Genomic DNA, 15,788 nt, shown 5'->3' on the forward strand with positions numbered 1-15,788 from the left:
TCGAAACGCCGGTGGTGTCTCCCTGACACCACCGCTTCACTGTAGGCGCGAGCTTGCTCGCGAAAAACGTCAACGATAACGCAGCGATATCTGGCAGCCCGTGTCGCTTATTCGTTTCTCGCGAGCACGCTCGCTCCTACAGTGATGGGCGGACGATCAAGGGCTAGCCCAGGTTTTTACCTAGGAGAGCATGGTAGAGCTCACTGTCTCCCAAGATCCCCACCACCTTGTTGTTGTCATGCAGCACCAGCTTGTTGCCTGTCTGGTAGCGAATCTGCAACGCATCGCGCATGCCGATATTCGAATCCACCAGCGTCGGTACGCGGCCCAGGCCTTCCACGGTTTGCCCCGGTGCCCAGTTTTGCAGGTTCATCGGCATGCCATTCTGTCGGGCACCCTTGATAGTGTTGCCCTCGGCCAGGTCCAGCCAGGAATCGTCACCCGGATCCAGGCATACCGAACCGTTGACCCGCTTGCAGTTGTCCAAGGTGCGCATCAGGCTGCGGCCGCACAGTACGTTCAAGGGGTTGGTATGCGCGACAAAGGTGCGCACATACTCATCGGCCGGGTTCAGCACGATCTCTTCCGGCACGCTGTACTGGATGATCTTGCCGTCTTTCATGATTGCAATACGACTGCCCAGTTTCAGCGCTTCGTCCAGGTCGTGGCTGACGAAGACAATGGTCTTGCTCAGCTTGCGCTGCAGCTCCAGCAGTTCATCCTGCAAACCTTGGCGGATCAACGGGTCGAGGGCCGAGAAGGGCTCGTCCATCAACAGAATGTCGGCGTCCATTGCCAGTGCGCGCGCCAGTCCGACGCGCTGTTGCATGCCGCCGGAGAGTTCGTCAGGCCGCTTGTTGCGCCACTGGGACAGGCCGACCAATTCAAGCTTTTCATCCACCAGCTTGCGCCGCTCCTTCTCGGGGCGACCCTGCATTTCCAGGCCAAAGCTGATGTTGTCACGCACCGTCAGCCACGGCATCAGGGCGAACTTCTGAAACACCATGGCGATGCGTTTGGTGCGCATCATTTTCAGCTCCGCCGGGGTGCACGAGGCGATGTCGATCTGTCGACCTTCGTGCTCGACAAACAGCTGGCCACGGCTGACGGTGTTGAGGCCGTTGATGCAGCGCAACAGGCTCGACTTGCCGGAACCCGACAGGCCCATCAGCACGCAGATCTCGCCTTTCTCGACATCCAGGCTGGCGTTTTCCACGCCGACAATCTGCCCGGTCTTTTTCAGGATTTCATTGCGGCTCAGGCCTTGGTCCAACAGGCTGAGCGCTTCGCGTGGGTCTTTGGAAAAGATCACGTCGACATTGTCGAATCGGATAATGCTCATGCATCACCCCCTACTTTGGCATCGGGTTGTTTGCAAATGCGGTCGAGCATGATGGCCAGCAGCACGATCGCCAGGCCGGCTTCAAAGCCCAGCGAAATGTCGGCGGTGTTCAACGCGTTGACCACGGGCTTGCCGAGGCCGTCCGCGCCCACCAGGGCGGCGATCACCACCATCGATAACGAGAGCATGATGCATTGGGTAATGCCGGCGGCAATGCTCGGCATGGCGTAGGGCAGTTCAATGCGCGAGAGCAATTGACGGCGTGAGCAGCCAAAGGCCTTGCCGGCGTCCATCAACTCTTGCGGTACATCACGGATACCCAGGTAAGTCAGACGGATTGGCGCGGCAATCGCGAACACCACCGTGGAAATCAGGCCGGGCACCACACCCAGCCCAAAGAGAGTCAGGGTAGGGATGAGGTAGACGAAGGTCGGTACGGTCTGCATCAGATCGAGCACCGGCCGCATCACGGTGAAGAACATGGGCTTGTGTGCGGCGACGATCCCCAGCGGCACACCAATCACCACGCAGACCAGGGTGGCGAACAGTACCTGCGCCAGGGTCTCCATGGTTTCCTGCCAGTACCCCAAGTTGAGGATCAGCACAAAAGAGACGACCACAAAAACAGTCAATCCCCATTTACGTTGAATGAAGTGAGCGAGTAGCGCAATCAGACCGATCAATGCCAGTGGATTGAACCAGGTCAGCGCAAACGTCACGCCTTGAATCATCGTTTCCAGTGTCGATGCAATTGCGTCGAAATAGTCGGCGCCGTTTTGCGTCAACCATTCGACGAAGGCAGCGATGTACTGGCCTAGCGGGATTTTATGATCAGTCAGCATGGTAGTGAGTGTCCACATGCGAAGTGGGAAAACATCCCGGGGCGGCACGCCGACCCGGGGTTAGCGGTTGTGTGTGGGGGCCAGTATTCGCCTAGTTGGCGAGGTAGGTTTTCACGGCTTGCGCTCCGGGTTTGCCATCAATGGTGGTTACCCCGGCGAGCCAGGTGTCGAGCACTTGCGGATTCTTTTTCAGCCAGGCCTTGGCCGCGGCCTCGGGCTTCATCTTGTCGTCCAGGACATTGCCCATCAGGGTGCTTTCCATGTCCAGGGTGAACACCAGGTTTTTCAGCAACTGACCCACGTTGCTGCATTCCTCGACGTAGCCTTTGCGGGTGTTGGTGTAGATGGTGGCCTTGCCGTAATCGGGGCCGAACGAATCGTCACCGCCGGTGAGGTACTTCATCTTGAAGCGGGTGTTCATCGGGTGTGGTTCCCAGCCCAGGAACACCACATCGGTCCCGCGCCGCTCGGCGCGATCGACTTGGGACAACATGCCGGCTTCGCTGGACTCGACCACTTTGAACCCGGCGTCCTTCAAGCCGAAGGCATTCTTGTCGATCAGGCTCTGGATGGTGCGGTTGCCATCGTTGCCCGGTTCGATGCCGTAGATCTTGCCGCCGAGCTCTTTCTTGAACTTGGTAATGTCGGCGAAATCCTTCAGGCCTTTGTTGTACAGCGCCTCAGGTACCGCCAGGGTGTACTTGGCGTTTTCCAGGTTGGCGCGCACGGTGTCGACGGTGCCGGCATCACGGTACTGCTTGATGTCGTTTTCCATGGTCGGCATCCAGTTGCCGAGGAATATGTCCATGTTCTTGCCGTCGGCCAGGGACTTGTAGGTCACCGGTACGGAAATCATCGTGGTCTTGGTTTTATAGCCTAGGGCTTCAAGTACGACGCTGGTCGTCGCGGTAGTGACGGTGATGTCGGTCCAGCCGACGTCGGAGAAGTTGACAGTGCTGCATTGTTCCGGCTCAGCGGCATTGGCGGCGAGCGACAGACTCAGCATGGCGGTCAACAACAACGGGTGGGAACCTTTCATGAACGTGGACTCCTGGTATTTTTCTAGCGGTGCTTGACCGCGCTTATAAGTATTGCAGTTGGGGCGTGCGATGACCGCGTGGCCTCAGTGCCTTGCAAACGAGTCGAGACTGATCATGTACCAGTGAAAATCTGACGCCTACAGGGGGCGTCGTATCCAGTACAGGGATGGTCGTATCCAGTGTCGGTGACGTCGCTTACAGCTTTTTCCAAAGCCAAAACAGCACTTTTTGGCGACTTGCACCGCAAAAAACGGCCATTTCGCCCCAATGCCCGGGGACGACGCTGGCGAGCATGGGTATGTCGGTGTGAGACGCCGCAGGGTGCAACGAAAGCTTGATGATGCCGCCATCAGGCGACTTGAGCGTAGCAGCTCCGCCACCAGGTGTTACTGCGCCTGGCGTGTGCTATCGAGGAGTTTCACGGCAATGGCTATCAGCGTTTTCGACCTGTTCAAGATCGGCATCGGTCCTTCCAGTTCTCACACCGTCGGCCCCATGCGGGCTGCGGCGTTGTTCGCTCAGGTGCTGCGCGAACGCGGTATGTTGGAGCAGGTGCGGCGCGTCGAGGTTCAACTCTACGGCTCATTGTCGGCCACCGGCATTGGCCACGGCAGTGATAACGCCGTGATCATGGGACTGATGGGCGAATGGCCGGATGCGATTGACCCCTCTCAGATCGGCCCCCGCATCGATACCGTCCGAAAGACTAACACACTGCTGCTGGATAACCGGTTACCGGTGCCTTTCCTGTGGTCAAGGGACATGCGCCTGCTCGATGAAAACCTGCCGTTCCATCCCAATGCCATGACCCTGGTGGTGTTCGGTGATGAGGCCGAGCTACACCGCGACACCTACTACTCGGTCGGTGGCGGTTTTGTGGTGGACGAGGCCCAGGCCCGCAGCGGCGTGGCGGACACGGATCGCACCGAGTTGCCTTACGATTTCTCCAGCGCAGTGGAGTTGTTGAGCCTGTGCAAAACCCACAACCTGCGGGTGGCCGAGCTGATGCTGGCCAATGAAAAAGTCTGGCGCTCGGAGGCGGAAATTCGCAGCGGCTTGATGACACTCTGGCACGCCATGCAAGACTGTGTGGAGCAGGGCCTGAAGCACGAAGGCATTCTTCCTGGTGGCCTGAATGTGCGGCGACGAGCGGCCAGGTTGCACCGCAGTTTGCAGGAGTTGAACAAGCCCAATGTGATCGGCTCGACCCTGAGCGCCATGGAATGGGTCAACCTGTTCGCGCTCGCGGTGAACGAAGAGAACGCGGCCGGCGGGCGCATGGTCACGGCACCGACCAATGGCGCGGCGGGGATCATCCCGGCAGTTCTGCACTATTTCATGAAGTTCAGTGAAGAGGTCACCGAAGCCAACGTGGTGGACTACTTTCTCGGTGCGGCAGCGGTGGGGATTCTGTGTAAAAAGAATGCTTCGATCTCGGGTGCCGAGGTCGGGTGCCAGGGGGAAGTGGGTTCCGCCTGTGCGATGGCGGCAGCGGGCCTGGCGGAGATTCTCGGCGCCACGCCGGAGCAGTTATGCAACGCAGCGGAAATCGGCCTGGAGCATAACCTGGGCCTGACCTGCGACCCGGTCGGCGGGTTGGTGCAGGTGCCGTGTATCGAACGCAATGCAATCGCCGCGGTGAAAGCGATCAATGCGGCGCAGATGGCATTGCGCGGCGACGGCCAGCACTTCATCTCGCTGGACCGAGTGATCCGCACCATGCGCGATACCGGGGCGGACATGCACGACAAGTACAAGGAAACCTCGCGAGGCGGTTTGGCCGTGAGTATGGTGGAGTGCTGAACCCGTAAAGCCGGGTCACCGGCATTCGCGAGCAAGCCCGCTTGTGTCTTGATCTAGGAATAAACTCTGGGGTGAGAGGGGTGGATGGCAAGCTGCAAGTCCGCGGTGCTCAAAGCACGTGTGGGAGCCGAGCTGCCATCCACCTTTCCACTCTGGCCTACAAGCCCGAACAGTTGGACGAGCAGCCACTCGAAATCACAAGCGTGGGCAAAGCCAGAGCACTCTCACATCTGAGTGTAAGAGGGTTTTGCCATGATTTCCTGGGTCGGTATCGACATCTCAAAATCAAACCTTGTCGTCTGGGTTAAACCACAGAGCGAAGGTTTCGATGTTTCAAACACTTCAGAAGGATTTCTTGAGCTGATTCGACGATTGAGTCAGTTTGAAGTCAGTCTGATTTTGCTGGAGGCCACCGGGGGCTATGAGCGTAATGCCATGGCGGCTCTGCAAGGCGCAAACTTCAAGGTGCTCAGGGTCAATCCTCGCCGAGCCAGATCCTTTGCCGTGGCGATGGGCAAGAATGCGAAGACTGACGCTATTGATGCGGCCGTTCTAGCAGACTTTGCTGAAGTGCTGAATGCCTCAAGCAGCAAGGTTATTTCGCCTGAGCGTGAAGCGCTCCGCGAGCTGGTTCAGCAGCGCGAGCATTTCGTTCAGCAACGAGACGACAATAAGCGCCGTCTTCAGCAAGCCCAGCTACCAGCCGTTATTGCGCTGATCAAAGGCCATATTCACTTCCTGCAAACGCAAATCAGGCAACTTGATAAGGCCATCAATCAGAGCATGCACGAACTGGACGCAGAAAAAGCCCAGCGGCTCATCTCTGTTAAAGGTATCGGTACGGTTGCCACCGCGAGTTTGCTGGTTTATCTGCCCGAACTAGGTGAGCTTGATCGCCGTGAGGTTGCGGCCTTGGCAGGTATCGCGCCCTTGAACGACGACAGCGGTAATCACAGCGGGAAGCGACATATCTATGGAGGCAGAGCCCGTGTCAGACGGGCTCTGTACATGTCCTGCTGGGTTGTAATCCGCCATCAGCCCGACTTCAAGGCACGCTACGAAGGCCTTCGAGAGCGAGGTAAGAGCGCGAAGGTCGCGCTCATCGCCTGCATGCGTGTACTGCTGATTAGGCTCAATGCCATGTTGCGAGATGGCACTGAGTGGCGGTGACGAATGGCATGGTGAAGACAGTTGCTCCCGCCTGTGTTCGGCGTTCGCCCAATGGGTTCGGTCGAGTGTGGGAGCGGGCTTGCTCGCGAATGCGATAGCGCAGGCAACACTGCTCATAAAGTGAACACAGAGACCCAGAGCGCCACCTTTTAGTGCGTCGCAAATAGATAAGTAGCTTGCAAACGATTCTGCGCCTGACCACCCGTCACCTGTGCTTGTGGTGACACACTTCCTACACACGCTGAAAGCGCCTTCCCACAAGTGCTACCGTTCTGCTCACCGGCTGGGGAAGGACTGCTCACACCTCCTTTTCGGGTCATATCCTACACTTGATCCGCGGGCGTGTTTAAAGGCTTCAGCAGGTCGTTTTCAGGATTTATTGAATGTGCATTCAAGTTTAGGCATGGCATTTGCTCTATCAATTCAAAGCCTCTCTCCCGTCGGATGATGAGCGCAATAACAAGAGCCTCGCCTGAGGCCGCCACCCGCTTTGTGTGAGGAGATACCGCGATGACGTCGTCCAACGCTGGGGCTCAACCCCAGAACCGTGCGCCTCAATCCATCGGCTTTTTGCTGTTGGACAATTTCACGCTGATTTCCCTGGCCTCCGCAGTGGAACCGCTGCGCATGGCCAATCAGTTGTCCGGTCGCGAGCTGTACCGCTGGACGACCCTGAGTGTCGACGGCAACCAGGTGTGGGCCAGCGACGGGCTGCAAATCACCCCCGACGCCTCCATACACAAAGCGCCGGTCCTCGACACAGTGATTGTCTGTGGTGGCGTGGGTATCCAGCGCTCGGTGACCCGTGAACACGTGTCCTGGTTGCAGGGCCAGGCGCGCCAGTCGCGTCGCCTCGGCGCAGTCTGTACTGGCAGTTGGGCCCTGGCGTGCGCGGGGCTGCTGGACGGTTTTGACTGCAGTGTGCACTGGGAATGCCTGGCGGCTATGCAGGAAGCCTTTCCGCGAGTATCGATGAGCACGCGCCTGTTCACCCTCGACCGCAATCGCTTCACCAGCTCCGGCGGCACCGCGCCGCTGGACATGATGTTGCACCTGATCAGCCGTGACCACGGTCGTGAATTGTCGGCAGCGATTTCCGAGATGTTCGTCTACGAACGCATCCGCAATGAGCAGGATCACCAGCGTGTACCGCTCAAGCACATGCTCGGCACCAACCAGCCGAAATTGCAGGAAATCGTGACGCTGATGGAAGCCAATCTGGAAGAACCGATCGACCTGGATGAGCTGGCGGTATACGTCGCGGTCTCCCGGCGGCAGTTGGAAAGACTGTTCCAGAAATACCTGCACTGCTCGCCGTCGCGCTACTACCTCAAGCTGCGGCTGATCCGTGCGCGGCAATTGCTCAAGCAAACGCCGATGTCGATCATCGAAGTCGCCTCGGTGTGCGGATTCGTGTCTACACCGCACTTCTCCAAGTGCTACCGCGAATACTTCGGCATTCCACCTCGCGATGAGCGTGTGGGCTCCAATACCACCCAGCAAGTGGCGATGATGCCGATTCCGACGGCGCTGGTGTTGTCACCGTTGTCCGGGCCGATGTCGGCGTTGAGTCAGGCCAGGAACGAGTCGACGTTTGCCAGCGTAAGGCTGTAGACCGAGGCGTCTGCATCGCGAGCAAGTCGCACCGCCGCTCCCACATTTTGACGTGTGAATACGGTCAAATGTGGGAGTGGCTGTGCGACGATTCGACTTGCTCGCGATAACGGTGTATCAGGCCCCGGACCCCTGCCTGAATGCCACCAAAGCCGGCAGCAATTGCTTGTCGATCGCCTGTCGCACCGCCGGCAAAATGGTCGCACTGCTGGTGTACATCTGTTCGACCATGCCCTTGAGTGCCTTGGCCCGTGCCTGGTCCAGGCCGCGCACTGCACATTCGCACGCCTGCTCGGCGGTGGCGCCGCTGGACACCTCGAAACCCAGCGAGCGCAGTTGGCTCAGCAGGTCATCCTGGTCAATCAAATCCGCATGCATCATGACGTTTATCCTGGTGAAGGGAGCGGGGGATCAAGCTTGATTCTGGTGGGCCATCAGCGGGGCGGCAAGGCCTGAATGCACGAATGACCGTGACACCTATGAGCAGGTCGTTTTCGGCTAACTGCTCCGCGCAGGGAGTAGGCACACTGGTCTCAAGCTAGCAACTTGACGGTTTGGTCACCCTCCGGATGCACGGCTCACACAAGGCACTCAGCCCCGATCTTGTCACGGCTTGATCGGGGCTTTTTTTCTAGCGCTGCAGCACCAGGATGCGCGACAGCAACTCATCCCGGTCTATGTAGCAACCCTGGAAGTGCCGGGCGCCGGATGCGGGGTCAAAGGCATTGCGCGCATGCAGGGTGCGACGGTTATCGAAACACCACAGCTCGCCGGGGTTCAGGCGCTTGACCAGGCGGAAACGCTCGTCGCGGGTCATGGCGATAAAACGCCGGTAAGCACGGTACAGCAGCGGCATCTGCGCCACGCTGGTCTCGAACGGCCCGCGCAGAAAGTTGGCCATGCGGATTTCGGCGACTTCGCCCAAGGCATCCAGGGCGATAATCGGTGCCAGGCGCCGATAGTCGCTGTGGCGATCCTTGTTGCGAAACTCCACCGCAATTTCACACAGGGCGCGGAAGGCTTCAGGGTCCTCATCACGCAGAGCGTTGGCGATCGCGAACCCATCGACAAAAATACTCTCGCCCCCGTCGGCATCGTTCACCAGGCAATGCAGGAACTGCAGTCCCGGTTGCAGCTCGCGAGTCGGCAAATCGCTGTGCAGCGGCAAGTTGAAAGCGGTGTAGGCGTTGCTGTCGGCGTCGGCCTTTGATTGCACGTTGAACAACACCCCGAAGTTGCTTTCGCGGATAAACGAAATACGTTTGGCGATCAGTGCCAGTGAACCGGGCTCGGTGGGCACGCCGCGCACATGAGTGAGGCCGCTGTCACGTAGCGCCAGCAACCATTGCAGCAGGGCCGCGGGATCTTCCATCAGCGCGGCGTAATCGAAGACCGGCCACTCGAATGCGCGGTCCCAGAGCTGGCTCTTCGGTTTGGCCGCCAGGCGCTCGGCCCGGGATTCGTCGTCGTAGGCGTGAGCCCGAAGCCAGCCTGGATCGAAACGGCTGGTGTGGCCGCCGTGCCAGCGTACGCAAAGAAGGCCTTGTTCGATGTGGGCGTCGAGGGCTACCAGGTCCTCGTCGACATCGACAATTTCCAGTACCTGTTCACGTGTCACGTTGTAGACACACTGCGGGCACGGGCAGTTGTCCCGTAGCCATTGATAATGAAACGGGCTGACCCGACCGTCGGCCCATTGCACCCGCAGCTGATCGGGCAATCGTTCAAGGTGGGTCAGGGCACTGATCAACGGGTATGTGTGGAAGTCGGCAACAGCGGCGGCGGTGTGCATTGCGATTCCTTATTTTTGAGAGGGAAGACCGATGACCCGGCCGAGCAAGGCTGGTTTGGGCAGCTTGAGGTGTTCGTCACTGATGGCCGTCAGCCTGGCCAATACGGCCTCGCTGAACGGCGTCGAATGTGGCCCTGCCAGATCAACGTGCAACAGCATCTGCTCGTTGCCGGCCAGCTCCTTTGCGTCGCCGACAAGGTGCAAGCTGTGATACAGGTGCAGGCGCTTGCGATCGTGGGCGATGAGTTGGGTGTGGACTTCGACTTCGGCCCCCAGCTTGACTTCGTGCAGGTAGTTGAGGTGCAGCTCCAGGGTGAACAGCGAGTGGCCGCTGGCGTCGCGGTTGTCGCTGGTAAGCCCCAAAGTGTCCATCAGCGCATCGGTGGCGTAGCTGAAGATCAGCAGGTAGAACGCGTCACGCAGATGGCCGTTGTAGTCGACCCAGTCGGGAATGATTTTTGTGCTGTAGGTGGTGAGAGCGGGCATGGTTGGGGGTTCCGCAGATAATAGTGTGGTGGGTTTGAGGGCCAGCCCCTCACCCTAACCCTCTCCCCGGAGGGGCGAGGGGACTGATCGAAGTGTGCTGAGAAAATTTGCGACCTGAAAAACCGTATTGATTATGGATTCACAGCAGACCTTTCAGGTCGGCGTAAAACTGCAATATCCCCCAATCGGTCCCCTCTCCCCGGAGGGGCGAGGGGATTGACCGAAATGTTTTGAGACATACCGCGACCTGAGAGACCGAGTCGGTTATGGATTTACAGCTGACCTTTCAGGTCGAGGTAAAACTGCAATATCCCCCAATCGGTTCCCTCGCCCCTCCGGGGAGAGGGTTAGGGTGAGGGGCGGCTCTTGGGCCAACCCAACCCTATTCGGCAAACGCCATCCCATGCTTCTCCTTCGTCACCTTCACCGCCTCCAGCACCGCCAGCAGGCAATCATCACGATAGCGCTCCAGCGCCGAGATGCTGTGGTCACCCAACTGTTCGCGCGTGCCTTCAACCACATCATCGATCAGCTTGTCGGTCAGCTCGGGCGCAGGCAGATAGGTCCACGGCAGTTGCAGCGCCGGGCCAAATTGCGCCATGAAGTGGCGCATGCCGGCGTCGCCACCCGCCAATGTATAGGTCATGAACGTGCCCATGAACGACCAGCGCAAACCGGCGCCAAAGCGAATCGCGTCATCGATCTCGCCGGTCGTCGCGACGCCATCGTTGACCAGATGCAGCGCCTCGCGCCAGAGTGCCTCCAGCAGGCGGTCAGCGATAAAACCCGGGACTTCCTTGCGCACATGCAAGGGGCGCATGCCGAGGGATTCATAGACTTTGATGGCCGCTTGCACAGCCTCGGGTGCGGTGTGTTTTCCGGCGACCACTTCCACCAGCGGCAGTAGGTAAACCGGGTTGAACGGGTGGCCGACCACGCAGCGTTGCGGGTGGGTAGAGCCCTCATAAAACTCACTCGGCAACAGCCCGGACGTGCTGGATCCGATCAATGCGTCGGGCTTGGCTGCGGCGCTGATCTTGCTGTGCAGTTCGAGTTTCAGTTCCAGGCGTTCCGGGGCGCTTTCCTGAATGAAATCGGCGTCTTTCACACATTCTTCGATAGTGGCGACAAACCGCAGACGGTCCTGGGACGCGCCCGGTGCCAGGCCGTGTTTCTCCAATGCGCCCCAAGCGTTGGCCACGCGTTTGCGCAGCGCCGCTTCGGCACCGGGCGCAGGATCCCAGGCCACCACATCCAGGCCGTGAGCCAGGGCGCGGGACACCCAGCCGCTGCCGATAACACCGCTGCCCAGGGCTGCGAAGGTCTTGATTTCAGTGATAAAGCTCATGGCGAGGTTCCTTGGGTATTCGCAGAATTTGGGTGGTCACCGGCTCAAATGTGGCAGCGAGCAAGCCCGCTGGCACATTTTTGATCCGGTTTCGGCAGGTGGTTAACCGCGTTTAGTGAGGCCCATTTTTAGGCGGCCTTCGGCCGGGGTCATGACCCGCGCGCCGAGGCGACTGAGGATTTCACCGGCCCGTTCCACCAACTGTCCGTTGGTCGCCAGCACGCCCTTGTCCAGCCACAGGTTGTCCTCCAGACCCACCCGCACGTTGCCGCCCAGCAACACCGCCTGGGCCGCCATCGGCATCTGCATGCGCCCGATCCCGAACCCCGCCCACACCGCATCGGCGGGCAGATTGTCGACCATCGCTTTCATGGTGGTGGTATCCGCCGGTGCGCCCCACGGAATGCCCAGGCACAGTTGGAACAACGGGTCGATCAGCAAGCCTTCCTTGATCATCTGCTTGGCGAACCACAGGTGGCCGGTGTCGAAGATTTCCAGTTCGGCCTTCACGCCCAGTTCCTGGATACGCTTGGCGCCCGCTCGCAGTTGCGCCGGGGTGGAAACGTAAATAGTGTCGCCATCGCCAAAGTTCAGGGTGCCGCAGTCCAGGGTGCAGATTTCCGGCAGCAGTTCTTCGACATGGGCCAGCCGGGTCAGCGGACCTACCGGATCGGTATTGGGACCGAACGCCATAGGGCGCTCGCCAGCGCCGATTTCCAGGTCGCCGCCCATCCCGGCGGTGAGGTTGACGATGATGTCGATGTCCGCTTCACGGATGCGCTCCATCACTTCGCGGTACAGCGCTACATCGCGGCTGAATTTGCCGCTGTGCGGATCACGCACGTGGCAATGCACGACCGTGGCTCCGGCTTTTGCCGCTTCGACGGCGGCGGCGGCGATTTGCTTGGGGGTGACCGGCACGTGCGGGCTCTTGGCGGTCGTGTCGCCAGCACCGGTGAGTGCGCAGGTGATGATGACGTCGTGATTCATGAGTCGGATTCCTTACAGGCGTGATGATGCCGTTCGCAGCCGTCATCGGCTGCGAAACGGTGTTTCTAAAAAGGTTATTGGCTACTCAGTTGCAGATGGGCCGCCGCCGGTTTGCCGTCGAAGGTGGTGACGCCTTCCAGCCAGCGCTGCTGATCTTGCGGGTGATCCTTGAGCCACTGCCTGGCGGATTCGAAGGCGTCCTTGTGTTCCAGCAGCGGCTGCATCATCCGGCTCTCGTCGGCAGCGGTGAAGGTCAGGTTAGTCAGCAGTCTGTGGATGTTCGGGCATTGTTCCGCGTAATTCGGCGTGGTCACGGTCCAGACGGTCGCCTTGCCTTCATTCGGGCCGAGGGCGTCCTCGCTGCCGGAGAGGTAGGTCATGGCGACGTTGACGTTCATCGGGTGCGGCGCCCAACCGAAAAACACCACGGCCTCCTTGCGGCGCACGGCGCGGTCCACGGCGGCGAGCATGCCGGCCTCGCTGGATTCCACCAATTGGAACTTGCCCAGGCCGAACTGATTCTTGGCGATCATCGCCTTGATCTGCGTGTTGGCGCCCGAGCCCGGCTCGATGCCGTAGATCTTGCCATCCAGATCCTTCTCGAACCTGGCGATATCGGCAAAGCTTTTCAGGCCTTTGTCCGCCAGGTAGGTTGGCACCGCCAGGGTCGCACGGGCGTCTTCGAGGCTGGGTTTGTCGAGGACTTTTACCTGTCCGGCTTCGACGAACGGCGTGATGGTCTGGGTCATCAGCGGGTTCCAGTAACCAAGGAACAGGTCCAGGCGCTGGTCGCGAATCCCGGCAAAGATGATTTGCTGGGACGCGCTGGTCTGTTTGGTCTTGTAGCCGAGGCCATCGAGCAACACTTGGGTCATGGCGCTGGTGGCGATCACGTCGGTCCAGTTCACTACGCCCATGCGCACGTTTCGGCAGGACGCTGCATCGGCTGCCAATACGCTGGTGCTGAAGATGGCGCTGACGCCAAGTGCAAGCACACAGCGGCTGATCATTCGGTTCATGGTGGGGCCCTCGGCAGATCGTTATTGTGGAGTCCGGCGTCTTTGTGCACCGTGTAGCCAACTTACGCAGCTTGAAAGGCGATAACACGCACGGCGGCGACCCACTCTTGCACTGCGGCGACCTGTGTTCTTGAATGACCGATTGAACTGGCGTATCACAGTGACCACGCTACCCGTCCCACGAGCGCGCATCATGACCCAGGACTTCTACTTTTTGCTGATGCCGGGGTTTTCCGCCATTGGCTTTATTTCCGCGATTGAACCGCTGCGTGTCGCCAACCGTTTTCGTGGTGAGTTGTACCGTTGGCAGGTGCTGAGTGCCGACGGGGGCGCGGTGCTCGCGAGCAATGGCATGTCGGTCAACGCCGACGCGGCCCTGGAGCCGCTGAAAAAAGGGCGCGACCCTGCTGGTGGTGGCGGGTTTCGAACCGCTGAAATTCGCCACTCCGGCACTGCAGCACTGGCTACGCCGCCTCGACCACGAGGGCGTGAGCCTCGGCGCCATCGACACCGGAGCCTGCGTGCTGGCCGAGGCCGGTTTGCTCGACGGTTATCGGCTAACCCTGCATTGGGAAGCGATCGAGGCCTTCAAGGAGTCTTATCCACAGCTCAGCGTGACTCAGGAGCTGTTTGAAATTGACCGTCGGCGCATCACCTGCGCCGGCGGCACGGCTTCCATCGACCTGATGCTTGACCTGATCAGCCAGGCGCACGGCGCGGATCTGGCGATTCAGGTGTCCGAACAATTCGTGCTTGGCCGCATCCGCCCGCACAAAGACCACCAGCGCATGCAAATTGCCACGCGCTACGGCATCACTAACAAGAAGTTGGTACAGGTCATCGGTGAGATGGAGCAACATACCGAACCGCCGCTAAGCACGCTGGCGCTGGCCGAATCGATCAAGGTCACACGCCGTCAACTGGAGCGCCTGTTTCGCCTGCACCTGAACGACACCCCGAGCAATTTCTACCTCGGCCTGCGCCTGGAAAAGGCCCGACAGCTCTTGCGCCAGAGCGGTATGAGCGTGCTGGAGGTGAGCATCGCGTGTGGGTTTGAATCGCCGTCGTATTTCACCCGCAGCTACCGGGCGCGGTTTGCCAAATGTCCGCGGGAGGATCGGCGCGGGGAGGTGGTTTGAGGGGGGCTTGTCCTGTGAGGAAGTGACTTTTCCTGTGGCGAGGGGGTAAGCCCTAATGCCGTTCAGTTAAGCGAATAGCGTCCACTGTAGGAGCGAGCTTGCTCGCGAAAAACGTCAACGATGACGCGTGTTTCCTGAATAAACGCGGCGCTTATGAGTTCTTCGCGAGCAAGCTCGCTCCTACAAATAGCCTTAACTGAACTGCATTGGGACAAGCCCCCTCTCCACAGGAAAGCCTTCAGCCATAGGCAAGTCAAAGGAAAAGCCCCAGCCACAGGTCGCGGTGTCTACTTTTTCAGCAGCGCCGCACACGCCGTTTTATAGGCCTCATGCTGATACTTGTTCAGCGTCGCCGGCAGGGCGAAGTCGTGTTTTTTGTTCTGTGCGTTGATGGTCTGCGGCGACAGCAATGTCACCTCGCAGCCGTCGAGCAACTGAAACACTCCTTCAATCTTGAACGTGGTCGGGCCACCGGCGAACTCGCCTTTCTTGCCGCGCTTCTTGATTGCGATACGGGTGATGGCGTTGGCCTGCACGAACGCTTTCATCTGGGCCGCGAAGGCTTTGACGTTGGCCGCTTCATCATCGTCTTCCAGCGCGATTTTCTTGGTGGCCAGGGCAATGTGGTTGAATGCCTGGCCGTCGAGCGATGCGATGGCGATGATGGCTTCACTACCTTTGATTTCGATGCCGCAGATGTTCATTCAATAACCTATTTAAGATGAAGTGTTCGCTGGATAATCGATGTCAGTAATGTCGATCTTCCTCAATACCCATTGAAACTACCTACTCCTGTCCGATCGACTCGAGGAACTCCGACCGTTCATCACTCATCCGCGCCAGGCAGTCGTTCTGTGCAATCGCATAGGCCTTGCTGCCGCTGACTGCCGGGAAGGTTTCGATGGCGCAATCCGCGTCGCGCAGTTTTTCCCATTTCTGCTGGGCATCCTTCAGACGAGCGGTTATGTCCGCCAGTTCGGAGGGGGCGCTGCCATAGAGGCTGGCCAGGCGTTCCTGAAGGCTCTGGTAGTTGTCATTGAGCAACTGCGCGGCGGTGGTTTTGTTGTAGCTGGCGCATTCCAGGGTTTGCTTGTCGTTTTCGATGCCGTCGCACGGGGTGCTGTCGGGGTCTTCGGCTGCGTGGACAGCGCTCGCGATAAGTGCCAGGGCCAGGAAAATCGGTTTCATTACGCCGTCTCATAT

14 protein-coding genes and 1 pseudogene are annotated in these 15,788 nt (G+C 59.3%); 4 read left to right on the plus strand and 11 right to left on the minus strand.

The window, feature by feature from the left end:
* Positions 1-163: 163 nt before the first annotated feature.
* The 3 genes from choV to BLU75_RS25050 form a co-directional block, all read right to left on the minus strand.
* The gene (gene choV, locus BLU75_RS25040) at positions 164-1,342 is read right to left on the minus strand and encodes a choline ABC transporter ATP-binding protein (protein ID WP_084378489.1); all 1,179 of its coding nucleotides are present in this window, start codon (positions 1,340-1,342) and stop codon (positions 164-166) included.
* Positions 1,339-2,184, minus strand: coding sequence for a choline ABC transporter permease subunit (gene choW / locus BLU75_RS25045; protein ID WP_084378488.1), 846 nt, complete (start codon positions 2,182-2,184; stop codon positions 1,339-1,341). Before choW ends, choV begins: the two co-directional genes overlap by 4 nt.
* A gap of 91 nt (positions 2,185-2,275) precedes the next feature.
* The gene (locus BLU75_RS25050; protein WP_084378487.1) at positions 2,276-3,223 is read right to left on the minus strand and encodes a choline ABC transporter substrate-binding protein; all 948 of its coding nucleotides are present in this window, start codon (positions 3,221-3,223) and stop codon (positions 2,276-2,278) included.
* Positions 3,224-3,650: 427 nt separating this feature from the next.
* On the opposite strand from BLU75_RS25050, the gene BLU75_RS25055 reads away from it, so the two are divergent.
* From BLU75_RS25055 to gbdR, 3 genes are all read left to right on the plus strand, one after another.
* Complete coding sequence (locus BLU75_RS25055; protein ID WP_090221585.1) at positions 3,651-5,027, plus strand: L-serine ammonia-lyase; 1,377 nt, start codon at positions 3,651-3,653, stop codon at positions 5,025-5,027.
* A 252-nt stretch (positions 5,028-5,279) separates the two neighbouring features.
* Positions 5,280-6,197: an IS110 family transposase gene (locus BLU75_RS25060; RefSeq protein WP_084381955.1), complete on the plus strand. Its 918-nt coding sequence runs from the start codon at positions 5,280-5,282 to the stop codon at positions 6,195-6,197.
* A gap of 510 nt (positions 6,198-6,707) precedes the next feature.
* Positions 6,708-7,811, plus strand: coding sequence for a choline metabolism transcriptional regulator GbdR (gbdR, locus tag BLU75_RS25065; RefSeq protein WP_084381882.1), 1,104 nt, complete (start codon positions 6,708-6,710; stop codon positions 7,809-7,811).
* A 117-nt stretch (positions 7,812-7,928) separates the two neighbouring features.
* On the opposite strand, the gene BLU75_RS25070 is transcribed toward gbdR, so the two are convergent.
* The 6 genes from BLU75_RS25070 to BLU75_RS25095 form a co-directional block, all read right to left on the minus strand.
* Complete coding sequence (locus BLU75_RS25070; RefSeq protein ID WP_084381881.1) at positions 7,929-8,192, minus strand: hypothetical protein; 264 nt, start codon at positions 8,190-8,192, stop codon at positions 7,929-7,931.
* Between the two features lie 250 nt (positions 8,193-8,442).
* Positions 8,443-9,603 (minus strand): gamma-butyrobetaine dioxygenase, encoded by a 1,161-nt coding sequence (locus BLU75_RS25075; RefSeq protein WP_084381880.1) that lies wholly within the window; start codon positions 9,601-9,603, stop codon positions 8,443-8,445.
* Between the two features lie 9 nt (positions 9,604-9,612).
* Complete coding sequence (locus BLU75_RS25080) at positions 9,613-10,089, minus strand: thioesterase family protein (protein ID WP_084381879.1); 477 nt, start codon at positions 10,087-10,089, stop codon at positions 9,613-9,615.
* Between the two features lie 382 nt (positions 10,090-10,471).
* Positions 10,472-11,437, minus strand: a complete 966-nt coding sequence (locus BLU75_RS25085; protein ID WP_084381878.1) for an L-carnitine dehydrogenase — start codon at positions 11,435-11,437, stop codon at positions 10,472-10,474.
* A gap of 102 nt (positions 11,438-11,539) precedes the next feature.
* Positions 11,540-12,427: a 3-dehydrocarnitine:acetyl-CoA trimethylamine transferase CdhC gene (cdhC, locus tag BLU75_RS25090; protein WP_084381877.1), complete on the minus strand. Its 888-nt coding sequence runs from the start codon at positions 12,425-12,427 to the stop codon at positions 11,540-11,542.
* A gap of 74 nt (positions 12,428-12,501) precedes the next feature.
* The gene (locus tag BLU75_RS25095; RefSeq protein ID WP_084381876.1) at positions 12,502-13,446 is read right to left on the minus strand and encodes a choline ABC transporter substrate-binding protein; all 945 of its coding nucleotides are present in this window, start codon (positions 13,444-13,446) and stop codon (positions 12,502-12,504) included.
* Positions 13,447-13,639: 193 nt separating this feature from the next.
* Here BLU75_RS25095 and BLU75_RS25100 point away from each other — a divergent pair.
* Positions 13,640-14,585, plus strand: a pseudogene (locus BLU75_RS25100) (GlxA family transcriptional regulator).
* Positions 14,586-14,872: 287 nt separating this feature from the next.
* Here BLU75_RS25100 and BLU75_RS25105 read toward each other — a convergent pair.
* The gene (locus tag BLU75_RS25105) at positions 14,873-15,289 is read right to left on the minus strand and encodes a DUF3010 family protein (RefSeq protein WP_084381875.1); all 417 of its coding nucleotides are present in this window, start codon (positions 15,287-15,289) and stop codon (positions 14,873-14,875) included.
* 82 nt (positions 15,290-15,371) lie between these two features.
* Positions 15,372-15,773, minus strand: a complete 402-nt coding sequence (locus tag BLU75_RS25110) for a lysozyme inhibitor LprI family protein (RefSeq protein ID WP_084381874.1) — start codon at positions 15,771-15,773, stop codon at positions 15,372-15,374.
* Positions 15,774-15,788 lie beyond the last annotated feature (15 nt).

The organism is Pseudomonas mucidolens (assembly GCF_900106045.1).
Classification (GTDB): Bacteria; Pseudomonadota; Gammaproteobacteria; order Pseudomonadales; family Pseudomonadaceae; genus Aquipseudomonas; species Aquipseudomonas mucidolens.

Bases quoted from the DNA above. Each gene is read 5' to 3' on its own strand.
- BLU75_RS25080 (WP_084381879.1), bottom strand. From the start codon at position 10,089: ATGCCCGCTCTCACCACCTACAGCACAAAAATCATTCCCGACTGGGTC.
- BLU75_RS25050 (WP_084378487.1), bottom strand. From the start codon at position 3,223: ATGAAAGGTTCCCACCCGTTGTTGTTGACCGCCATGCTGAGTCTGTCG.
- BLU75_RS25095 (WP_084381876.1), bottom strand. From the start codon at position 13,446: ATGAACCGAATGATCAGCCGCTGTGTGCTTGCACTTGGCGTCAGCGCC.
- BLU75_RS25085 (WP_084381878.1), bottom strand. From the start codon at position 11,437: ATGAGCTTTATCACTGAAATCAAGACCTTCGCAGCCCTGGGCAGCGGT.
- choV (WP_084378489.1), bottom strand. From the start codon at position 1,342: ATGAGCATTATCCGATTCGACAATGTCGACGTGATCTTTTCCAAAGAC.
- BLU75_RS25075 (WP_084381880.1), bottom strand. From the start codon at position 9,603: ATGCACACCGCCGCCGCTGTTGCCGACTTCCACACATACCCGTTGATC.
- gbdR (WP_084381882.1), top strand. From the start codon at position 6,708: ATGACGTCGTCCAACGCTGGGGCTCAACCCCAGAACCGTGCGCCTCAA.
- BLU75_RS25105 (WP_084381875.1), bottom strand. From the start codon at position 15,289: ATGAACATCTGCGGCATCGAAATCAAAGGTAGTGAAGCCATCATCGCC.
- BLU75_RS25110 (WP_084381874.1), bottom strand. From the start codon at position 15,773: ATGAAACCGATTTTCCTGGCCCTGGCACTTATCGCGAGCGCTGTCCAC.
- BLU75_RS25070 (WP_084381881.1), bottom strand. From the start codon at position 8,192: ATGATGCATGCGGATTTGATTGACCAGGATGACCTGCTGAGCCAACTG.
- choW (WP_084378488.1), bottom strand. From the start codon at position 2,184: ATGCTGACTGATCATAAAATCCCGCTAGGCCAGTACATCGCTGCCTTC.
- BLU75_RS25055 (WP_090221585.1), top strand. From the start codon at position 3,651: ATGGCTATCAGCGTTTTCGACCTGTTCAAGATCGGCATCGGTCCTTCC.
- BLU75_RS25060 (WP_084381955.1), top strand. From the start codon at position 5,280: ATGATTTCCTGGGTCGGTATCGACATCTCAAAATCAAACCTTGTCGTC.
- cdhC (WP_084381877.1), bottom strand. From the start codon at position 12,427: ATGAATCACGACGTCATCATCACCTGCGCACTCACCGGTGCTGGCGAC.